The sequence below is a fragment of the Paracoccus sp. TOH genome, assembly GCF_030388245.1.
GTDB lineage: Bacteria > Pseudomonadota > Alphaproteobacteria > Rhodobacterales > Rhodobacteraceae > Paracoccus > Paracoccus simplex.
The window spans coordinates 724999-745162 of sequence record NZ_CP098360.1 but is presented as its reverse complement, the minus strand read 5'-3'; the positions used below and the strand labels follow the sequence as shown (position 1 = coordinate 745162).

Sequence of the window (20164 nt, the reverse complement as noted above, 5' to 3'; positions counted from 1 at the left end):
GATATTTCCTTCGCGCCCCGGCCGGTTCCGCATTGAAATCGTTTGGTTTCACCCGAAAGGCCCGCGGCCGGACCGACCGCCGCCGCCTGCAAAACCTTGCGGCGCGATCGCGAATCGAGGCCTGGAGCACGGCGTCTTGCGCCGGCTTCCGGCTTGGATATTCTGGGCCGATGCAAACCGAGGGCGCATATGACCTGACCACCGGCGCGGGGCTCATCGCCTGTCCGCGCTGCGACGCGCTGCATGTCGAGCGCGAGCTGGAGCCGGGCGAGACCGCGCGCTGCGTGCGCTGCAACACCGTGCTGGCCAGCCCGCGCGCCGGCGCCTTCACCCGGATCATCGCGCTGTCCTTCGCCTCGCTGGTGCTGATGGTGGGGGCGGTGTTCTTTCCCTTTCTGGAAATTTCGCGCATGGGTTTCGGCAACGAGACCTCGCTTTTCGGCGTGGCGCTGGCGTTTTCGCATGGCGCGCTGATGCCGCTGACCGTGGCACTGCTGGGCTCGATCGTCGGGCTGCCGGTGCTGCGGGCGGTGCTGCTGGTCTATACGCTGCTGCCGCTGTCGCGGAACCGGGCACCCTATGCCCATGCCGTGCCGGTCTTTCGCCTGTCCGAGGCGCTGCGGCCCTGGTCCATGGCCGAGATCTTCGTCATCGGCACCGCCATCGCGCTGGTCAAGGTGGGCGGGCTGGCGAATATCAGCTTCGGTCCGGCCTTCTGGGCCTTCTGCGGGCTGATCGTGGTGAACGCGGCCAGCAATGCCTTTACCAGCGCCACCACGATCTGGGACGCCATCGAGGATGCCGGCGCCGCCACCGACGGGCGCGAGATCCTGCCGGAGAGCCGCGCATGACCCCGGCCGAGCAGGCGCCGCATTCCGGCCCGGTCATGACCGCGCATCGCGCCGGGCTGGTGGGCTGCCGCAGCTGCGGCCGGGTCTGGCCGGAAGCCGAGACGAATTGCAGCCGCTGCGGCAGCGCGCTGGTGCCGCCCGACCGGCGTTGCCTGAACGCGGTCTGGGCCTGGCTGGCGGCGGGGCTCATCTTCTACATTCCCGCGAACCTGTTCCCGATGCTGAAGACCTCGACCTTCGGCGGGCTGCGCGGCAACAGCGAATCCACCATCCTCGGCGGCGTGGTCGAGCTGATGCATTACGGCAATTACGGCATCGCGGCGATCATCTTCGTGGCCTCGGTCATGGTGCCGGTCGGCAAGTTCGTCGCCATCGCCTGGCTGGCGCTGGTGGCGGGCCGGCCGGCGACGGTCAGGGCCGCGCACAAGCGGCTGCATCTCTACGAGGTGGTCGAGTTCATCGGCCGCTGGTCGATGATCGACGTCTTCGTGGTGGCGATCCTGTCGGCGCTGGTGCAGCTGGGCTTCGTCGCCTCGATCCATCCCGGGCCTGCCGCGGTGTCCTTCGCGCTGTCGGTTGCCTTCACCATGCTTTCCGCGCAGAGTTTCGATCCGAGATTGATCTGGCGCGGCCTTCCGCTGCGCAGCCGCAAGGACCCTGAATGACGGATACGCCTCCGCCCCAGCGCAGCGACGCCCCTCTGAAGCCAGCCGAACCCGTCCGCAAGCCCGCCGCCCGTGCGGTGCGGGCCGGACTGCCGCTGATCTGGCTGGTGCCCATCGCGGCGCTGGTGGTGACGCTGGGGGTGGGCTGGAACATGATCGCCAGCCGCGGCACGCTGATCTCGGTCGCCTTCAAGGACGCGACCGGCATCACCCCCGGGGAAACGGCGCTGAAATTCCGCGAGATCACCGTCGGCAAGGTCGAATCCGTCCGCTTCACCGAGGATCTGCAGCGGGTCGAGGTGAACATGCGGGTAGACAAGGACCTGGCGCCCTATATCGACAAGGACGCGCAGTTCTGGATCGTGCGGCCGCAGGTCTCGGCCCAGGGCATCTCGCGGCTCGACACGGTGCTGACCGGCTCTTTCGTCGAGGGCTATTGGGACGACAAGGTGGACGGCCCGCAGACCGAGTTCCAGGGCCTCGACAAACCGCCGCTGACCAGCTTCGGCGAACAGGGCACCTGGATCGTGCTGGCGGCCGAACGCTCGCGCGGCATGACCGAGGGCGCGCCGGTGCTGTTCCGCGGCCTGCCGGTCGGGCGGATGCAGAACCTGCGCCTGTCGGAAAACGACGAGGGCGTGCTGACCGATGTCTTCATCGCCGCGCCCTATGACCAGCTGCTGACTACGAACACGCTGTTCTGGGACACCTCGGGCTTCTCGGTCTCGCTGGGGGCGCAGGGGCTGTCGCTGAACGTGAACTCGCTGGCCTCGGTGCTGCAGGGCGGCGCGGAATTCGCCACGCTGACCTCGGGCGGCGCGCCGGTCGAGGACGGGCACGTCTTCTCGCTGCAACCCGACCAGGCCTCGGCCGAGGCGAACCTGTTCGCCGACGAAGGCAGGGCGCTGCGCCTGACCATGCTGATCGACCAGTCGGTGCAGGGGCTGGAAACCGGGGCCAATGTGCAATTCATGGGCCTGACCGTGGGGCGCGTCACCAGCCTGGCCGCGCGGGTGGTCGGCGGCGCGGATGGCCAGGACCATGTCGAGCAGGAGGTGACGCTGGCCGTCACCCCCGAACGGCTGGGCCTGTCCGGCGAGGCGACGCCCGAGCAGGCGCTGGATTTCGTCGCCGGCCAGGTCCGGGCCGGGCTGCGCGCCCGCATCGCCAGTGCCGGATTTTTCGGCACCGCGCTGCAGGTCGAGCTGGTCAGGCTGCCCGATGCCGCGCCGGCGGCACTGGACCGCGACGGCAAGCCGCATCCGATCATCCCCTCGGTCCCCGGCGACATCTCCGATTTCAGCGAGACCGCGCAGGGCTTCCTGGCCCGGGTCGGCAACCTGCCGATCGAGGAGGCGCTGAAATCCGTCACCGACATGATGAACAGCGTCACCGCCATCGCCAGCAGCGAGGATACCCGCGCCATCCCCGCCGCGCTGCGCGGCACGCTCGAGGATGCGCAGGCCGCCGCCGGCGAGATCCGCCAGGTTACCACCGAGCTGCGCGAATCCGGCGCCATGGGCGAGCTTCGCCGCATCGTGGACGAGGCCGCCGCCGCCGCCGAGGCGGTGAAGCTCGCCGCTGCCGACGTGCCGGCGATGGTGGACCAGATCGACGCGGCGGCCGCGAAGATCGAGGCGGTGGATTATGCCGCGATCGGCACCGAGGCCGAGGGCATCCTGAAGGATATGCGCGCGCTTCTGGGCACCGAGGATGCCGAGCAGCTGCCGAGGAACCTGTCCGAGACGCTGAAATCCGCCTCCGGCCTGCTCAACGACCTGCGCGACGGCAATGCCGCGGGCAGCCTGAACACTGCGCTCGCCTCGGCCAGCACCGCGGCGCAGGATGTTTCGGACGCGGCGAAACGCCTGCCGCAGCTTTCGGCGCGGCTGGAAGGCCTGGCGGCCCGCGCCGATGCGGTGATCGCCGCCTATGGCGACCGTTCCAGCTTCAACAACGAGACCATCAACCTGATGCGCGAGATGCGCCGCGCCGCCAATGCCTTCGGCAGCCTGGCGCGGACCATCGAACGCAATCCGCAAGCCTTCATCCTGGGACGATAAGATGCGCCTGATCCTTGCCTCCGTCGCCTGCCTCGCCCTGCTCGGCGCCTGCTCGAACGGTGAAAAGACCGCCCGCTACCTGATCGATCCGCCGGCCGGCGGCGCCCGCGTCCCCGACCGGCTGGGCACGGCCGAGCTGAAGGACGTCTCGCTGCCGGAATATGCCTCGGGAGACGAGCTGAGCTGGCAAAGCGCCGACGGCGCGGTGCGCTCGAACACCAAGCAACTCTGGGCCGACAATCCGCAGCGCGCCTTCACGCTGGCGCTGGCGCGCAGCATCTCGGATCTCTCGGGCGCGACGGTGATCGCCGAGCCCTGGCCGCTTTCCGAGCCGCCGCGCCGCACGCTCGAGGTGCGGGTGGAAAAGGCCCTGGCGCAGGCCGACGGGCTGTATCGGCTGACCGGGCGCTATTTCGTCGGCGATTCCGCCGCGGGCGGGATCAACCAGGCGCGCAACTTCGACATTTCCGTGCCGCTGGCCGATACCGGCCCGGCCGCCATCGCCCGGGCACAGTCGCAGGCCATCGCCCGGCTGGCCGGCCAGATCGCCACGCTTTCCGGTCCCGGCCGCTCGGTCCGCACCAGCGCCGCGCCGCAACCCAGGATCGACGACATCTTCTCGCAGCCGCTGCCGCCGCTGGAGGGCAGCTGAGCCCGGCTTTCTCCGTTTTCCAAATACCCCGGGGGAACGCCTTGCGGGCCCCGTTCAGGGGCGCGCAAGGCGTGGGGGCAGCGCCCCCTTAACCCGCCGCGTCCTCGGGTTCGAACTGACCGAAGCGGCCGGCGGCGAAGACCAGCGGGTGATCGCCCGGCCCCGCCACGGTCACCCGCAGCACCCGGCCGATCAGCACTGAATGGTCGCCGGCCTCATGCGCGGCATGGGCCATGCAGTCGAAGCGCGCCGCGACGCCGGGGATGACCGGCACGCCCTCGGGGGTCAGCACGCTTTCCAGTCCCTCGAACTGCCGGCCGCCCCGGGTGAAGCGCAGGCAGGTCTCGAGCTGCTCCGAGCCCAGCACATGCACCGACCAGGCCGCCGCCCCGGCAAAGGCCGCGTGCCGGGCCGAGGCGCGGGCCGGGCACCACAACACCAAAGGCGGCTCCAGCGAGACGCTGGAGAAGCTGTTCACCGTCATGCCCAGCGGACCCAGCGGCCCGGCGGTGGTCACCACGGTCACGCCGGTGGCGAAGCGCCCCAGCGCCTCGCGCAGCAGCCGGGCCTCGGCATTGGCGGGGTGAAAGGTGATCTCGTCGGCCAGCCGGTCGCGGGTCGCGGGGGGAAGACGGCTCATGCGCGGGCCCTGTCATCTGCGGGACATGGCCAGAGCGGTTCCGGCCTTTGCCCCTTCTTAGTCGGCGGGCGGCGGCGCATCAACCCGACCGCCGGGCATCGCCATCCGCGGGGTCATGGCGGCAATCAGCTGGCCGTGCAGGGCCGGCGCCGCCACCACCAGCCCGTCGGTCAGCGGCCGGGCGGCGTTGAAGCGCATCGGGGCGCCGGCAAGGTCGCTGGCCAGGCAACCGGCGCGGGCGGCGATCAGGCTGCCCGCCGCCACGTCCCATTCCCAGGCTGGCCGGACGGACAGCGTCGCGTCGAACTGCCCGTCCGCCACCAGGCAAAGCCGCCAGGCCAGCGAGGGGCGGAAGCTGCGCATGACCGGCGGCGCCGCGCCCCGCCAATGCGCAGGGTCGAGCCCGGCCTTGCTGGTCAGCACCCGCGCCCCGTCGAGACCATGCGTCGCGGGCGCGATCGGCTTGCCGTCGCGCAGCGCCGGCCCGTCGGCCGAGGCGGCATAGGTGGTGCGCTGCGCCGGCAGATGCACCACCCCCGCCACCACCCGGTCGCCGCGGGTGATCGCCAGCGCATGGGAAAAGCCGACCTGCCCGTCGATGAAGGCACGGGTGCCGTCGATCGGGTCGATGATGAAGCAATGCTCGGCCTCAAGCCGCGCCGGATCGTCGGCGCTTTCCTCGCTGAGCCAGCCGTAATCGGGGCGGGCGGCGCGCAGCAGGCGTTCCAGATGCGCGTTGACGGCCAGGTCGGCCTCGGTCACCGGGCCGGCGCCGTCGGCCTTGTCCCAGGCCTGCGGGTCGCGCCGCCAGTAGCGCAGCGCGATCTCGCCGGCCTCCTGCGCGGCCTGTTCCAGCAGCGCAAGGTCACTCGCCGGCAACGGTCATCCCCTCGACCAGCAGGCTGGGCACGCGCATTCCCCGCCAGTCGGGCAGGTCGTTCGCCGCCGTCACCCGCAGCAGCATGTCGCGCAGGTTGCCGGCGATGGTGCATTCGTTGACCGGATAGGCGATCTCGCCGTTCTCGACCCAGAAGCCGCCGGCGCCGCGCGAATAATCCCCGGTGGTGCCGTTGATCGAGGCGCCCAGCATCGAGGTCACGACCAGGCCGCGCCCCATCTCGCGGATCAGCTCCTCGCGCGTGCGGTCGCCCGGCGTCAGTTCCAGGTTGGTCACGCCGGGCGAGGGCGGCTGGCCGGCGCCGCGCATGGCATTGGCGGTCGAATCCATGCCGAGCTTGCGTCCGGTGGCCAGGTCCAGCGTCCAGCCCTGCAGGACGCCGTCCGCCACGATCAACCGCGGCGCCGTCGCCAGCCCCTCGCCGTCGAACAGGCGCGACGAACCATGCCGCGGCCAATGCGGGTCTTCGCGCAGGTCGAAGCCCCTGGGCAGCACCTGTTCCTCCAGCGCGTCGCGCAGCCAGCTGGCGCCGCGCGCCACCGCGGCGCCGTTCACCGCCCCGACCAGATGGCCGATCAGCCCCGCGGCGACGCGCTCGTCGTAAAGGATCGGGAAGGCGCCGGTGGGCGGTTTCCGGGCGCCGCGCCGGGCGACGGTGCGCTCGGCCGCCAGCCGGCCGATCTCCTCGGGCGAGGGCATGTCGGCGGCATGGACGCGGCTCTCTCCGGCCCAGTCGCGCTCCATCCCCAGCCCCGCGCCGGTGATGGCGACGGCGGACAGGCTGTGGCCGCTGCGCCCGTAACCGGCCGAAAAGCCGTTGCTGGCCGCCAGCCACATGCGGCGCTGCGAATGGCCGGCGCTGGCGGCTTCGATCTGCGAGACGCCCTCGACCGCCAGCGCCGCGGCCTCGGCGCGCAATGCCAGCTCCTGCAGCGCCTCGGGCGTCGGTTCGGCGCCGTGGTCGCAAAGATCCAACCGGGCGCTGTCGGTGTCGCGGGCCAGCTGCTCGGGTTCGGCCAGGCCCAGCGTGTCGTCCACCGGCGCTTCGCGGGCCATGGCGACGGCGCGGGCGGCCATTTCCACGATGGTGCGTTCCGAGCGGTCCGAGGCCGAGACGCAGGCCTGCCGCCCGCCGATCAGCACCCGCAGCCCGATCTCGACCCCTTCGGCGCGCTCGGCATGTTCCAGATGGCCGGCACGCACGTCGACCGAGACGGCCGCGGCCTCCAGTGCCACGGCATCGGCCTGGTCGGCGCCCGCCTGGCGCGCCGCCGCCAGAAGCTGCTGCGTCAGGGACTCGAGGCGAAGGAATTCGGACATGCGGTTCACCTTGGACAAGAACGGGGGCCGTGACGTCAACGCCCGGCCCCCGCAATGCGATCCGTCAGGGCGCGCGGACGCCGCGCCGGACGGGATTACTTGATCTGCTGGCCGTTGGCAAAGATTGAGCCGTCTTCCTTGAACTCGAGCTTGGTTTCCAGCTTGTCCTCGCCCTCGGCGACCGGCTTGGCGAACATGGCCATCATCATGCGCACGCCCATGATCTGATCCTCGGGGATCAGGCCCATGGCGCCCAGCTTGTCGACCAGCGCGTTCACCCCCTCGTAGGTGGCGTGGATCTCGCCGACCGGAGTGGTCATGTCGCCGCTTTCCGGGGCCTTGAGCGCGCCTTCGGCATTCACCTTGGCGCCAAGCGCGTTCAGCGCGAACTGGTTGATGTTGACCTCGACCGGCTCCATCGGGCTGGGCTCGGCCTCGAATTCGGCCATGCCTTCGGCATCCCCGGCGGGGGCGGTCGGGTCCGCGCCTTCCTCGGCCGGCGCTTCGGTGGCCTGATCGGCGGCCCCGTCGGCGGGCTGGTCGGTGGCGGTGTCGGCGGCATCCTCGGCCGGGGGGGCCTGGTCGAACAGATCCTTGACCACCTTCATGGTGCCGGTCACGTCCAGGTCCAGCGAGGCGGGGTCGCGCGGCAGCTGGCCCTGGGCGTCGAACAGGTTCCAGATCGCATCGCCCAGCGTCAGCCCGGTCAGCGAATAGGCGAACTTGAAGGGTTGCGCCTCCTCCGACTGCATCACCGGCAGCTGCATGTCGAAGCTGCCGCTTTCGATGGCGTAGTTGATCGGGAAGGCCAGGTCGCTGCTGGTCAGCTCGAAGCTGCCGGCGTCCGAGCCGGCCTGGTAGGACATGCCGTCCTGCGACAGCGCATAGCTCAGCTCGAAGCCTTTGCCGTCGTATTTGCCCGCGCCGCTGGTCGGCTGGTCGGCCTCGTCCGTGCCGGCGAAGTCGAAGCTGGCGACCAGCGCCCCGGCCTTGAACACGCCGTTCATGGCCAGCCCGGCCTTCAGCGCCGCGTTCATGTCCTCTTCGATCTTCGCGCCGCCGGGCACGGCCATCTCGCCCGAGGTCTCGGCCCCGTCGATGCTGCCTTCGAACTTGACCTTGTCGGCTTCCTCGGCGGTCACGTCGCCGCTGAAGGTGATCTTGCCCGACTTCATCGCATAATCGTATTTCGCCGGCGCGCCGGCGACGATGTGGAAGGTGCCGGTGGAATCCGCCACGCCCACCTTGATCGGCAGCGGGGTTTCCTTGTCGCCGGACTTCATCGTCGTCAGGGTGAAGTCGATGGTCGGATAGTCGAATTCATGCGTCATGTCCTCGGGCGCGCCCGAGGTGACGATGGCATTGCCGGGCATGGCGACCGAAAAAGGAACTTCGTAGCTTTCGCCGTCCACGTCGGTGCCGTTCGCCACGCCGGTCAGCGTGTCGGCGAAGACGGTCTTGACCTTGCCGTCGCCGGATTCGCTCAGCGCCACCTGGGGAATGGCGAAGCTGACCTGGCTGTCCGGCGTTCCGCCCTTGATCGCGACCTCCGACAGGGTCAGCGTGTCGCCCGACTTGTCGCGCTTGCCTTCGGTCACGGTATAACCGAGCGACTGGTAGTAATCGACCCAGGACTGCCAGACCTGTTCCGAGGTCACATCGGCCAGGGCCGGCGCGGTCATGGCGGCGAGGGCCAGGGCAGAGCTTGTCAGTCGCAGGTTCATTTCATAACACCTTTCCGGGCGAGTATTGCTTTGAAACGCCAGCCGGCTTTTGCCACAACCGGCGCCCGGGTCCAAGGAGGGAATGATGATCGCAAGGGATTTCGCCGGGGGCATCGGCCGCGTGACCATCTCGCGCCCGGACAAGGCCAATTCGCTGACCGGCGCCATGCTGGCCGAGCTGACGGCCGCCTTCGAGGCCCTTGCCGCCGAGCCGGGTCTGCGCGCCGTGATCCTGACCGGCGAGGGCACGGTCTTCTCGGCCGGGGCCGATCTGGACGAGGCCCGCGCCGGCCTGGCCCTGTCCCCGGAATGGGAGCGGCTGTCGTCCCGCGTCGCGGCCATGCCCTGCCTGACCATCGCCGCGTTGAACGGCACGGCGGCGGGCGGGGCGATGGGCATGGTGCTGGCCTGCGACCTGCGGCTGGCGGTGCCCGGGGCGAAATTCTTCTATCCCGTCATGCGTCTGGGCTTTCTGCCCCAGCCCAGCGATCCGCCGCGCATGCGCGCCCTGATCGGCCCGTCGCGGGCGAAGATGATCCTGATGGCCGGGCAGAAGATCCCCGCCGATGAGGCGCTGGCCTGGGGGCTGGTGGACCGGCTGGTGGCGCCCGACGCGCTGCTGGACGAGGCGGAAGCCCTTGCCGCCGATGTCCGCGCCGCCGAGGCCGGCCAGGTGGCCGCGATCAAGCGGATGCTGGACTGACGACCGGGCGCGATGCCGGCCGTCCGGCGGGCGCCGCAGCCGGGCGGTCGGCCCTAGGCCGCGGGCGGTTCGTGACGTTGCGTCAGAACGGCCGGGCCCCGCGGCTCAGCCATAGGCGGCCTGTTTGCCGAAATGCGTGCAGAGCATGTAATAGACCACCGCACGATACTTGTTGCGGTTCGAGCTGCCGTATTTTGCCACCACCTCGCTGATGGCGGCGGACAGGTCGGGGCCGTCGGGCAGGCCCAGCCTCTTCATCAGGTAGTTGGTCTTGATCCGCTCCAGCTCGGTCTTGTCCGTCCCGGCCACGGTCTCGCCATCGGCGTTATAGATCGAAGGCCCGCAGCCGATGACCACCTTGGTCAGCAGCTCCATGTCCGGCGTGACGCCCAGCTTGTCCTTCATGTCGGCGGCGTATTTGGCGATCAGATCGTCGCGCTTGCTCATGCTCTGTCCCCTTTCGGATTGATCCATCCGAGGGGAAGCCTAGCGCCGGGCTGTCAAATATCAACCAAAACCGCGCTCTTGCGGGCCTATGTCGCAAAGGCCGGGGCCAGCGCGCGGGCGATCCGCGCGCCCTCGTCGCCGGGCAACGGCGCGGGCACCGAGAAATCCAGCACCCCGTCCTTCAGATAGGCCTGGGACGAGACGTCGTGGTCGTGATGCATCGGCACGACATGGGCATGGGCATGGGCGACATGGATGCCGGTATAGAACAGCGCCACCCGCTCGACGCCGTAAAGCGCCTTCATATGCCGCGAGAGGCGCTGCGCGCAGCCGGTGATGCGGGTCGCCAGATCCTCGGGCAGGTCGTCGAAACAGGGATGATGCTGTTTCGGGATGATGAGACAATGGCCGGGACGGATGGGATGCAGGTCCAGGAAGGCGAGGATATGCTCGTCCTCGTGCACCCGATGCGCCGGCAGCGCCCCGCGCGCGATGCGGCAGAACAGGCAATCGTCGTCCATGCTGGCCTCCCTGGGGCGATGGCGGCGCGCAGCCCCGGCGGGGACTGCGGCCGGGCGGTCAATAGCGGTAATGCTCGGGCTTGAACGGGCCCTCCGGGGTCACGCCGATATAGTCGGCCTGTTCGGGGGACAGTTTGGTCAGCTTGACGCCGATCTTGTCCAGATGCAGCCGGGCGACCTTTTCGTCCAGCGCCTTGGGCAGGATATAGACGCCGGGCCGGTATTCATCGGCCTTGGTCCACAGCTCGATCTGCGCCAGCACCTGGTTGGTGAAGCTGGCGGACATCACGAAGCTGGGGTGGCCGGTGGCATTGCCGAGGTTCAAGAGCCGGCCCTCGGACAGCAGGATGATCCGCGCGCCCGAGGGCATCTCGATCATGTCCACCTGGTCCTTGACGTTGGTCCATTTGTGGTTGCGCAGCGCCGCCACCTGGATCTCGTTGTCGAAATGGCCGATGTTGCCGACGATGGCCATGTCCTTCATCTCGCGCATGTGCTCGATGCGGATCACGTCCTTGTTGCCGGTGGTGGTGACGAAGATATCGGCGCTGGCGACCACATCCTCCAGCACCACGACCTCGAACCCGTCCATGGCGGCCTGCAGGGCGCAGATCGGATCGACCTCGGTGACCTTGACCCGGGCGCCGGCGCCGCGCAGCGAGGCGGCCGAGCCCTTGCCGACGTCGCCATAGCCGCAGACCACGGCGACCTTGCCGGCCATCATCACGTCGGTGGCGCGGCGGATGCCGTCGACCAGCGATTCCTTGCAGCCGTATTTGTTGTCGAATTTCGACTTGGTGACCGAGTCGTTCACGTTGATCGCCGGGAAGGGCAGCAGCCCCTTCTTGTGCAGGTCATAGAGACGATGCACGCCGGTCGTGGTTTCCTCGGACACGCCGCGCAGCGCCGCGCGCTGGCGGGTGAACCAGCCGGGCGAGGCCGCCAGCCGCTTGCGGATCTGGGCGAACAGCGCCTCTTCCTCTTCGCTGGTCGGCACGTCGATCAGCCCGGTCTCGCCGGCCTCGACCCGGGCGCCCAGCAGCACATACATGGTCGCGTCGCCGCCGTCGTCCAGGATCATGTTGGCGGTGCCTTCCGCGAACTGGAAGATCTGGTCGGTATAGGACCAGTATTCGGGCAGCGTCTCGCCCTTGACGGCAAAGACCGGGATGCCGGCTTTCGCGATCGCCGCCGCGGCATGGTCCTGGGTCGAGAAGATGTTGCAGGACGCCCAGCGGACCTCGGCCCCCAAGGCCACCAGCGTTTCGATCAGCACGGCGGTCTGCACGGTCATGTGCAGGCTGCCGGCGATGCGGGCGCCCTTCAGCGGCTTCGCTTCGCCATATTCCGCGCGCAGCGCCATCAGGCCGGGCATCTCGGTCTCGGCGATGTCCAGCTCCTTGCGGCCGTAATCGGCCAGGGCGATGTCTCGGATGATGGAATCGGTCATGGGGCCCTCGCGCCTTTGCTGTTGGCGCGGCCTTACCATTCCCGGCCTTTCGGCGCAAATCGAAGACTCCGCCGGTTCCCGCAAGCGCCGCGGGGGTCAGCCGTTCAGCCCGGCCTTGACGAAGAACAGCGCGGGGTTGGCGCCGTCGCTGAAGCCGATGCCCGAGGCGATGACGCAGCTCGTGGCGTCCGGCCGCTCGAACACCACTGTCCAGGTGCCCATGATCTCGGACCCCCAGAGCGTCGTGCCCTCGCTGCCCGCAGCCACCTCAGCCTCGCCGAAATCGTGGCGCAGGGTGCGCTCCAGCGCGGCCTTGTGGTCGCACCAGGGCTGGTCCTCCGTGGCGGTTTCCGACAGCGGCAGGGTGCGGGCCAGCTCGCGCACCGCGCGCGGGTCCATGCCGGCGATGGCCGACCAGCCGCGCGGGTTGGCCAGGTTCTCCTCGCGGTCCTGGGTCGCGGACAGCGCCGCCTGGCCCGGCAGCGCCAGCAGCAGCGCCAGCAGGGCGGGGGCAAGGCGGGGGATCGGCGTCGTCTTCATCTTCTTGGCCTTTCGCTTGCGCGTGGGTTGCAGGGAAAACCCCGATGGATGCGCCGAGGTTCCCGAAAGGTTCCGGCTTCGGCCGAATGCGAGCGCTAGCAGGGGCGCCGCGAATCCCCTAGAAATGCCCGGGAAACCGATAAGGGAAGGCGACATGGCGATCTTGCTGGCGGATGTGGGCGGCACCAATGCCCGGATGGCGCTTGCGCATGACGGCGTGCTGGACGCCGCGACGATCACCCGGTTTCGCGGCGACGATCACGCCAGTTTCGACGCGGTGATGACCGCCTATCTGGCGCAGCAGGGCAGCCCGCAGGTCGAGGCGGTCTGCGTCGCCGTGGCCGGCCCGGTCTGGGGCCACGAGGCGCGGCTGACCAATCGGGACTGGGATTTCTCGGAAGCGCGGCTGATGCGGCTTGCCGGGGCCGGCCGCGCCCGGCTGATCAACGACCTGACCGCGCTGGGCTATGCCACCCCGGCGCTGGACGGCGAGGCGGCGGGCTTCCTGCGCGGCCCGGCCGAGGGCGCGCTGTCGAACGGCCAGCGGCTGGTGGTGAATGCCGGCACCGGCTTCAACGTCTGCGCGGTGAAGGTGCTGCCCGATGGCGGCATCGCCTGCCTCGAGGCCGAGGAGGGCCATACCCGGCTGCCGCTCTCGGTCGCGGATCCGCTGGCCGAGGCGCTGGGCGACCAGGCCCGGCGGATCGATTCGGTCGAGGAGCTTTTCGCCGGCCGCGGCCTGGCCCGGCTGCATGCGCTGCGCAGCGCCACCCCGCAGACCCGTGCCGAAACGGTGGTCGCGGCCGCCGCCGGCGGCGATGCCGAGGCCGAGGAGACGCTGCGGCTTTATGCCCGGCTGTTCGGCCTGCTCTGCCGCGAACTTGCCTTCCGCTTCATGCCGATGGACGGCATGTTCCTGGCCGGCAGCGTGGCGCGGTCCTGCACCGATCGCTTCGGAATCTTCGAGCGGGCTTTCCTGTCAGACCCGCTGATGCCGCGGATTCCGCAGGCGGTCCCGATCGGCGTGATCCGCGACGACATGGCCGCGTTGCATGGCTGTCTGGCCGCAATCCGCTGAAAATCGTCCGAATCCGGGCGCATGCGCTGGATTTTGTTGACGCGGCCTGCAATGCTTCCGGCAAAACCGCCAGAAGCAAGGCAGTCAGGCAATGAAAAGCTGGATCAAGGCAGGAACGGCTGCCGCAATCGTGCTTGGAACCGGCGCGGGCATGGTGATGGCGCAGTCCTCGGGGCCGTCCTCCTCACCGTTCTCGGGCTGGTTCGGGGGCGGCAAGGGCAACGAATCCTCGCCAGTGGATCTGGATTTCAAGGTCGATGGCGGCGACGACGCGCTGTTGCCGCAGATCCGCCAGACCTCGCTCCTGGTCAGTGCCCAGGACGAGGGGCGGGTGACCGGGCAGGATCTGCTGGCGGCGGCGCGCGGCGACTATGCCCGCATCCTGGGCGTGCTTTACGACAACGGCTATTATTCCGGCCTCATCGACATCACCCTGGACGGGGTCGAGGCCGCGACCGTGGCGCCGCTTGACGCGCCCGGCGCGGTGCGCAAGGTGCAGGTGCATGTCCAGCCGGGGCCGCGCTTCCGCTACAGCCGCGCCGAAATCGCGCCGGTGGCGCCGGGGACGGAACTGCCCAAGGACTACCACGCCGGCGCCATCGCCCGCACCGGCGACATGAAGACCGCCGCCACCGCCGCGGTTTCGGGCTGGCGCGATGTCGGCCATGCCAAGGCCGACGTGGCCTCGACCGACATCGTCGCCGACCACGCCACCAACAAGATCGACAGCCGCATCCTGCTGGCGCCGGGGCCGGAACTGCGCTTCGGCAAGCTGACCATCCGCGGCTATCAGCGCATGGACCCGCGCCGGCTGCGCAAGATCGCCGGCTTCCCCGAAGGCGAGCGTTTCGATCCCGAGAAGCTCGAGGATGTGAGGAAGCGCCTGCGCCGCTCGGGCGTGTTCTCGGCCATCACCCTGACCGAGTCGGATTACATCAGCCCCGGCAACACGCTGGACGTGGACCTGCTGGTGGTCGAGCAGAAGCTGCGCCGGCTGGGCGCCGGCTTCGAATATTCCAACACCGACGGGTTGTCGCTGACCGGCTACTGGATCAACCGCAACCTGTTCCGCGGCGGCGAGCGGCTGCGCGTCGATGCCAGCGTTTCGGATATCGGCGGCGATACCGGGCGCGACTACAGCCTGGGCGTGCGCCTGGACCGTCCGGCGACCATCACCGCCGACACCACCGGCTATGTGCTGGCCGAGGTCGAAAGCCTGGCCGAGGAGGATTACGATCTCAAGTCCGGTACCTTCGGGCTGGGCTTCACCTGGCTTCCCAGCGACGAGCTGACCGCCGACATCGCCCTGCAATACCGGGCGCTGCGCGTGGACGACGACAGCGGCCGCACGAATTTCCGGCTGTTCGCGCTGCCCGCCTCGATCACCTGGGACAAGCGCGACGACCAGAACGACGCCAAGCGCGGCTACTGGCTGTCGGGCGGGGCGATTCCCTTCCTGGGCCTGCAGGACGAGACCGGCTCGGGCGCGCAGCTGACCGCCGAGGGCCGGGCCTATTACAGCTTCGGCACCGACGACCGCTTCACCCTGGCTGGGCGGGCGCGGCTGGGCACCGTGGTCGGCCCCGAGATCGAGGAGACCCCGCGCGACTACCTGTTCTGGTCGGGCGGCGGCGGCACGGTGCGCGGCCATTCCTATGAATCGCTCGGCGTCGAGGTGATCCAGGGCCCGGACGGCCCGGTCAAGACCGGCGGCATGTCCATCGTCACCCTGACCGCCGAGACCCGCATCCAGGTCCGCGAGCGCATCGGCCTGGCCGTCTTTGCCGATGCCGGCCGGGTGTGGGAGGACAGCGCATTCTCGGGCGGCAGCGGCTGGCAGGCCGGGGCCGGGGCGGGCATCCGCTACAAGACCCCGATCGGTCCGATGCGCTTCGACATCGCCGCGCCGGTCGGCGGCGGCGACGGCGACGATGGCGGGGTGCAGGTCTATATCGGTCTGGGGCAGGCGTTCTGATGCGTGATCTGGCTTATCGTCTGCTTTTCGCCCTGTGTCTGGTGCTGGCTGCGCCGCTTGCCGCCCCAAGCCCCGCCCTGGCCCAGGACAGCGCCGCCGAGATCTCGCAGGAGGTCGAGGACGACAAGGGCTTCATTACCCGCTTCCTGCAGGAAAAGCTGTCCGGCGCCGGCCGGGCCGTCACCATCGACGGCTTCCGCGGCGCGCTCAGCTCGCGCGCGACCTTCGACCGCATGACCATCGCCGACGACGATGGCGTCTGGATCACCCTGGAGAACGGCGCCATGAGCTGGAGCCGCTCGGCGCTGCTGTCGCGCCGCATCCAGATCGACGAGCTGTCGGCCGAGCGCGTCATCCTGCCACGGCTGCCCGGCACCGGCGAAAGCGCCCCCCAGGCCGAGGCGCGGGAGTTTTCCCTGCCGCAGCTGCCGGTCGCGGTGAATATCGACAAGATCCAGGTCGGCCGGGTGGAACTCGGCCAGCCGATCATCGGGCAAGAGGCGGTGATCGCCATCGACGGCTCGATGAATCTGGAAAACGGCGAGGGCGCGACCAAGCTCGCCATCGACCGGGTGGACGGCCCACGCGGCGAATTCCAGCTGGATGCCGGCTTCTCCAACGAGACCCGGGTGCTGGCGCTGGACCTGAAACTGGACGAGGACCGCGACGGCCTGTTCACCAATATCGTCAAGATGAACGGCCGCCCGGCCGTTCAGGCCGAGATCTCGGGCACCGGGCCGTTGTCGGACTACACCGCCAACATCCGGCTGAACACCGATGGCCAGCCCCGCGTGCAGGGCACCGTCTCGGTCAAGGCCGAGGCGCGCGAGGGCGCGCCGGGCACCGCCTTCCGCGCCCAGCTTGCCGGCGATATCGCCACGCTGACCTCGCCCGAGAACCAGCAATTCTTCGAGGGCACCTCGCAGATCCGCGCCGAGGGCTGGCGCGGCGCCGACGGCCGGCTGCTGATCCCCGAACTGAAGGTGACCACCGGGGCGCTGGATCTGGCCGGCTCGGTCGCCACCACGGCGCGCGGCGCCCCGGAAAGCGCGCATCTGACGCTGCTTCTGGGCCAGGACGCGGGCGCCACGCAACTGCCCGTCGCGGTGCCCTTCGGCGACAAGCCGATGACGGTGACCTCGGGCAGCCTGCGGCTCGATTATGATGCGGCGCAGGGCGCGGGCTGGGTGCTCAAGGGCCGGGTCGGCGACATCGCCCGTCCCGACCTCGCCCTGTCCGAGCTGCGCCTGGACGGCCGCGGCCGCATCGTGCTGACCCCCGAACAGGCGCTGTCCGAGGTGCGCGGCTGGGTCGCCTTCGGCATGGACGACGTCAAGCCCACCGACCAGGGCCTGGCCGAGGCGGTGGGTGACACGCTGAACGGCGGCGTCAACTTCGCCTTCACCCCCGGCAATGCGCTGAAGTTCTGGGGCATGAACGTCAACGGCGACGGCTACGGCTTCAAGGGCGAGATGGAGGTCTCGGGCCTGAAAAGCGGTCTGGCGCTGGCCGGCGACATCACCGCCCGCCACGGCGACCTGTCGCATTTCTCGCGCCTGGCCGGGCGCGAGCTGGGCGGGCAGGCCGAGGCGGCGATCAAGGGCCGTTATGTCCTGCTCGGCAAGGCCTTCGATGTCGACACCCAGGTCAAGGGCATCGACATCCGCATCGGGCAAGAGAATGCCGACCGGATGCTGGCGGGCGAATCGACCATCGACCTCAGCGCCACGCGCGACACCACCGGTATCCGGCTGAACCGCTTGCATGTCAACGCCCAGAACCTGACGGCCGAGGCGCAGGGTTACCTGAACAGCAATGCCAGCGACGTGACGGCGACGATCTCGATGCCCGACCTGTCGGTCGCCGACCCGCAATATGCGGGTGCGGTGCAGACCCGCGCGCATCTGACCGGCCCGCAGGGCGGCCGCAAGCTGGCGCTGGAGGGCAAGGCGCGCGATCTGGCCCTGGGCCGGCCCGAGATCGACGGCGCCTTCAAGGGCGAAACCGATCTGACCATCGCGCTGCAGGAACGGCGCGGCACCTATGAGCTGCAAGAGTTCAAGCTGGCGAACCCGCAACTGGACGCCGAGGGTGCCGGCACCTTCTCGATGGAGGCGCTGGACGGCCGGCTGTCGGTGACCATGCCCGACCTTTCGGTGCTGGGACGCGGCTTCTCGGGCGGCGTGACCCTGCAGGGCACTGCCGCGAAACAGGGCGATGCCCGCCGGCTGGAGCTGACCGGGCGCGGCACCGACCTGCGCTTCGGTCAGCAGGACGTGGACGGGGCGCTGACCGGGGTGACGGCGCTGAAACTGTCCGCCCGCGAGCAGGGCGGCGAGTTCACCATCGACAGCTTCGACCTGCGCAACCAGCAGATGCTGGCGACGGCGCAGGGCACCATCGGCAAGACCACCGACATGACCGGCGCGGTCACCATCCGGTCGCTGGCCAGCTTCGGCCGCGGCTGGCGCGGGGCGTTGGACGCGCAAGGCAGCTTCAAGGATGCGGGCGACGGTGCACGCCGGCTCGATGTGACCGGCACCGGCACCGACCTGTCCTTCGGCCAGGCGCAGGTCGACGGCGCGCTGGCCGGCCAGACCAAGCTGGCCGTGCAGGGCACCGAGCGCGGCGGCGTCTTCACCATCGACACCGCCACCGTCGAGAACCCGCGTCTGAACCTCGGCGCCTCGGGCAAGATCGGCACGGGTGCCACCGACCTCAGCGCCAACCTGCGCGCCGACGACCTGCGCTTTCTGGGCCGCGGCTTCCGCGGTGCGGTACAGGCCCAGGGCCGGGTGCAGGACCAGCAGGACGGCACGCGGGCGATCACGGCCACCGGTCAGGCCAGCAACCTTGCCGTGGGCAATGCCCAGGCCGATGCCGTGCTGGCCGGCCAGACCAGCATCGAGCTGGCCGCGACCCAGCGCGCCGACGGCAGCCTGACCGTCAGCCGGCTGCGGGCGCAGAATCCGCAGCTTTCCGTCACCGGCGACGGCAGCCCGGCCGAAGGGCTGAACCTCGACGCGCGGCTGGCCGATCTGGGCCTGCTGGTGCAGGGTTTCCCCGGCCCGGCGGCGGTCGCGGGCACCATCCGCAACACCGGCCAGAACTACGAGCTGAACCTGACCGCCACCGGCCCGGGCAACACCCAGGCCCGTGTCACCGGCACGGCGGCGGCCAGCTTCGCCACCGCCGACATCCAGGTCAGCGGCACCAGCAATGCCGCCGCCGCCAACCCCTTTCTGCGCACCCGCTCGATCGAGGGGCCGCTGAGCTTCGATCTGCGCCTGAACGGCAAGCCGGCGCTGGAATCGCTGTCGGGCCGGGTGGCACTGACCGGCGGCCGGCTGGCCGAGCCGCGCTTCGTCCTGGCGGTCGACAGCCTGAACGTCAATGCCGATTTCGCCGGCGGCCGCATCGACGTGGACGTGCGCGGCGCGGTCAAGGCCGGCGGCACCATCACCGTCAGCGGCCCGGTCAACCTGGCGGGCGACCGGCAGATGAATCTGGACGTGCGGCTGGCGGATGTGGTGCTGCGCGACCCGAATCTCTACGAGACCCGGGTGAGCGGCGCCATCAACGTCGCCGGCACCGTGGGGCAGGGGCCGCTGGTCTCGGGCCGCATCGATGTCGGCCATACCGAGCTGCGCATCCCCTCGACCGGGCTGGGCGGCGCCAAGGCGATCCCGGACATCATCCACCGTTCCGAACGCCCGCCGCAGCGCCAGACCCGCGCCAAGGCCGGGCTGCTGGAATTCCCCAATCCCGACGCGATGGCGGCCGGCATGACCTCGCCGCCGGCGATCCCGCCGGCCGATCCGGCGCGGTTCGAGCTGCTGATCTCGGCCCCCGACCAGGTCTTCGTGCGCGGACGCGGCGTCGATGCCGAACTTGGCGGAGAGATCCGCCTGACCGGCAATGCCCACCAGCCCATCCCCATCGGCCAGCTGGAACTGATCCGGGGCCGCGTCGACCTGCTCGGCAAGCGCTTCGACATGACCGAGGGGCTGATCGAGCTGCAAGGCAGCCTGATCCCGGTGATCCGGCTGGTGGCGCAGACCGAACAGGACGGCATCACCACCCGCATCATCATCGACGGCGAGGCGCAGGATCCCGAGATCACCTTCGAATCCTCGCCCCAGATGCCGCAGGAGGAGGTGCTGTCGCAGCTGCTGTTCGGCCGAGGTCTGGACAATATCAGCGCCTTGCAGGCCGCGCAGTTGGCCAGCGCCGTGGCGACCCTGGCCGGCAAGGGCGGCGAGGGCATCGTCGGCCGGCTGCGTGCCTCGACCGGGCTCGACGATCTCGACCTCGCGACCGATGACGATGGCAATGTCTCGCTGCGCGCCGGCAAGTATCTCTCCGAGAACCTCTATACCGACGTGCAGGTCGGCGGCGACGGCAAGACGCAGCTCAACCTGAACCTCGACGTCTCGAAAAGCCTGACCGCGCGCGGCTCGGTGGACAGCGAGGGCGAAAGCACCATCGGCCTGTTCTACGAACGCGACTACTGAATCATCCGCGCCACGCGGATCGCAAGACCCCGCCCGCAATTGCGGCGGGGTCTTGAACATTGCCGGCGATTTCATTAGCTAGCTAACGAAATGGCGAACCGCTCGCGGATTCAGCAGGAAAAC

The 20164-nt window shown here is 69.6% G+C and carries 16 protein-coding genes; 8 read left to right on the top strand and 8 right to left on the bottom strand.

Annotated features, from left to right (window positions below):
- Positions 1–170: 170 nt before the first annotated feature.
- Genes NBE95_RS03610 through NBE95_RS03595 form a run of 4 tightly spaced genes read left to right on the top strand, consistent with a single transcriptional unit; the run spans position 171 to position 4231 of the window.
- A complete protein-coding gene (locus NBE95_RS03610) occupies positions 171–851 on the top strand; it encodes a paraquat-inducible protein A (RefSeq protein ID WP_289894515.1) in 681 nt (226 codons plus the stop codon).
- Positions 848–1516 (top strand): paraquat-inducible protein A, encoded by a 669-nt coding sequence (locus NBE95_RS03605; RefSeq protein ID WP_289894514.1) that lies wholly within the window; start codon positions 848–850, stop codon positions 1514–1516. Before NBE95_RS03610 ends, NBE95_RS03605 begins: the two co-directional genes overlap by 4 nt.
- The gene (locus tag NBE95_RS03600) at positions 1513–3579 is read left to right on the top strand and encodes an MlaD family protein (RefSeq protein WP_289894513.1); all 2067 of its coding nucleotides are present in this window, start codon (positions 1513–1515) and stop codon (positions 3577–3579) included. The genes NBE95_RS03605 and NBE95_RS03600 overlap by 4 nt, the downstream gene beginning before the upstream one ends.
- Before the next feature lies 1 nt (position 3580).
- The gene (locus NBE95_RS03595; RefSeq protein ID WP_289894512.1) at positions 3581–4231 is read left to right on the top strand and encodes a PqiC family protein; all 651 of its coding nucleotides are present in this window, start codon (positions 3581–3583) and stop codon (positions 4229–4231) included.
- Positions 4232–4319: 88 nt separating this feature from the next.
- Here the strand turns inward: NBE95_RS03595 and NBE95_RS03590 are convergent, their stop codons facing one another.
- The 4 genes from NBE95_RS03590 to NBE95_RS03575 form a co-directional block, all read right to left on the bottom strand.
- A complete protein-coding gene (locus NBE95_RS03590) occupies positions 4320–4871 on the bottom strand; it encodes a flavin reductase family protein (RefSeq protein ID WP_289894511.1) in 552 nt (183 codons plus the stop codon).
- A gap of 57 nt (positions 4872–4928) precedes the next feature.
- Positions 4929–5750, bottom strand: coding sequence for a 3'(2'),5'-bisphosphate nucleotidase CysQ (locus tag NBE95_RS03585; RefSeq protein ID WP_289894510.1), 822 nt, complete (start codon positions 5748–5750; stop codon positions 4929–4931).
- Positions 5737–7089, bottom strand: a complete 1353-nt coding sequence (locus NBE95_RS03580) for a metallopeptidase TldD-related protein (protein WP_289894509.1) — start codon at positions 7087–7089, stop codon at positions 5737–5739. Before NBE95_RS03580 ends, NBE95_RS03585 begins: the two co-directional genes overlap by 14 nt.
- 95 nt (positions 7090–7184) lie before the next feature.
- A complete protein-coding gene (locus NBE95_RS03575; protein WP_289894508.1) occupies positions 7185–8813 on the bottom strand; it encodes a DUF2125 domain-containing protein in 1629 nt (542 codons plus the stop codon).
- Positions 8814–8898: 85 nt separating this feature from the next.
- Here NBE95_RS03575 and NBE95_RS03570 point away from each other — a divergent pair, with 85 nt between their 5' ends.
- Positions 8899–9516 carry an enoyl-CoA hydratase/isomerase family protein gene (locus NBE95_RS03570; protein ID WP_289894507.1) on the top strand — a complete coding sequence of 206 codons (618 nt, stop codon included), beginning with the start codon at positions 8899–8901 and terminating at the stop codon, positions 9514–9516.
- 105 nt (positions 9517–9621) lie between these two features.
- Here NBE95_RS03570 and NBE95_RS03565 read toward each other — a convergent pair whose 3' ends face one another.
- From NBE95_RS03565 to NBE95_RS03550, 4 genes are all read right to left on the bottom strand, one after another.
- Positions 9622–9963 carry a DUF2853 family protein gene (locus tag NBE95_RS03565; protein ID WP_289894505.1) on the bottom strand — a complete coding sequence of 114 codons (342 nt, stop codon included), beginning with the start codon at positions 9961–9963 and terminating at the stop codon, positions 9622–9624.
- A gap of 86 nt (positions 9964–10049) precedes the next feature.
- Complete coding sequence (locus NBE95_RS03560; protein ID WP_289894504.1) at positions 10050–10484, bottom strand: HIT domain-containing protein; 435 nt, start codon at positions 10482–10484, stop codon at positions 10050–10052.
- 58 nt (positions 10485–10542) lie between these two features.
- On the bottom strand, positions 10543–11934 hold the full coding sequence (gene ahcY / locus NBE95_RS03555) for an adenosylhomocysteinase (protein ID WP_289894503.1): 1392 nt from the start codon (positions 11932–11934) through the stop codon (positions 10543–10545).
- 96 nt (positions 11935–12030) lie between these two features.
- Positions 12031–12474: a hypothetical protein gene (locus NBE95_RS03550; RefSeq protein WP_289894502.1), complete on the bottom strand. Its 444-nt coding sequence runs from the start codon at positions 12472–12474 to the stop codon at positions 12031–12033.
- A 154-nt stretch (positions 12475–12628) separates the two neighbouring features.
- On the opposite strand from NBE95_RS03550, the gene NBE95_RS03545 reads away from it, so the two are divergent.
- The 3 genes from NBE95_RS03545 (at position 12629) to NBE95_RS03535 (ending at position 20041) form a co-directional block, all read left to right on the top strand.
- The gene (locus tag NBE95_RS03545) at positions 12629–13552 is read left to right on the top strand and encodes a glucokinase (RefSeq protein WP_289894500.1); all 924 of its coding nucleotides are present in this window, start codon (positions 12629–12631) and stop codon (positions 13550–13552) included.
- A 91-nt stretch (positions 13553–13643) separates the two neighbouring features.
- Positions 13644–15527, top strand: coding sequence for an autotransporter assembly complex family protein (locus NBE95_RS03540; protein ID WP_289894498.1), 1884 nt, complete (start codon positions 13644–13646; stop codon positions 15525–15527).
- Positions 15527–20041, top strand: coding sequence for a translocation/assembly module TamB domain-containing protein (locus tag NBE95_RS03535; RefSeq protein WP_289894496.1), 4515 nt, complete (start codon positions 15527–15529; stop codon positions 20039–20041). Before NBE95_RS03540 ends, NBE95_RS03535 begins: the two co-directional genes overlap by 1 nt.
- Positions 20042–20164: the final 123 nt, after the last annotated feature.

What these genes read in the sequence shown, in the direction of transcription:
- NBE95_RS03610 (WP_289894515.1), top strand. Translation starts at nt 171, where the DNA reads ATGCAAACCGAGGGCGCATATGACCTGACCACCGGCGCGGGGCTCATC.
- NBE95_RS03605 (WP_289894514.1), top strand. Translation starts at nt 848, where the DNA reads ATGACCCCGGCCGAGCAGGCGCCGCATTCCGGCCCGGTCATGACCGCG.
- NBE95_RS03600 (WP_289894513.1), top strand. Translation starts at nt 1,513, where the DNA reads ATGACGGATACGCCTCCGCCCCAGCGCAGCGACGCCCCTCTGAAGCCA.
- NBE95_RS03595 (WP_289894512.1), top strand. Translation starts at nt 3,581, where the DNA reads ATGCGCCTGATCCTTGCCTCCGTCGCCTGCCTCGCCCTGCTCGGCGCC.
- NBE95_RS03590 (WP_289894511.1), bottom strand. Translation starts at nt 4,871, where the DNA reads ATGAGCCGTCTTCCCCCCGCGACCCGCGACCGGCTGGCCGACGAGATC.
- NBE95_RS03580 (WP_289894509.1), bottom strand. Translation starts at nt 7,089, where the DNA reads ATGTCCGAATTCCTTCGCCTCGAGTCCCTGACGCAGCAGCTTCTGGCG.
- NBE95_RS03575 (WP_289894508.1), bottom strand. Translation starts at nt 8,813, where the DNA reads ATGAACCTGCGACTGACAAGCTCTGCCCTGGCCCTCGCCGCCATGACC.
- NBE95_RS03570 (WP_289894507.1), top strand. Translation starts at nt 8,899, where the DNA reads ATGATCGCAAGGGATTTCGCCGGGGGCATCGGCCGCGTGACCATCTCG.
- NBE95_RS03565 (WP_289894505.1), bottom strand. Translation starts at nt 9,963, where the DNA reads ATGAGCAAGCGCGACGATCTGATCGCCAAATACGCCGCCGACATGAAG.
- NBE95_RS03560 (WP_289894504.1), bottom strand. Translation starts at nt 10,484, where the DNA reads ATGGACGACGATTGCCTGTTCTGCCGCATCGCGCGCGGGGCGCTGCCG.
- ahcY (WP_289894503.1), bottom strand. Translation starts at nt 11,934, where the DNA reads ATGACCGATTCCATCATCCGAGACATCGCCCTGGCCGATTACGGCCGC.
- NBE95_RS03550 (WP_289894502.1), bottom strand. Translation starts at nt 12,474, where the DNA reads ATGAAGACGACGCCGATCCCCCGCCTTGCCCCCGCCCTGCTGGCGCTG.
- NBE95_RS03545 (WP_289894500.1), top strand. Translation starts at nt 12,629, where the DNA reads ATGGCGATCTTGCTGGCGGATGTGGGCGGCACCAATGCCCGGATGGCG.
- NBE95_RS03540 (WP_289894498.1), top strand. Translation starts at nt 13,644, where the DNA reads ATGAAAAGCTGGATCAAGGCAGGAACGGCTGCCGCAATCGTGCTTGGA.
- NBE95_RS03535 (WP_289894496.1), top strand. Translation starts at nt 15,527, where the DNA reads ATGCGTGATCTGGCTTATCGTCTGCTTTTCGCCCTGTGTCTGGTGCTG.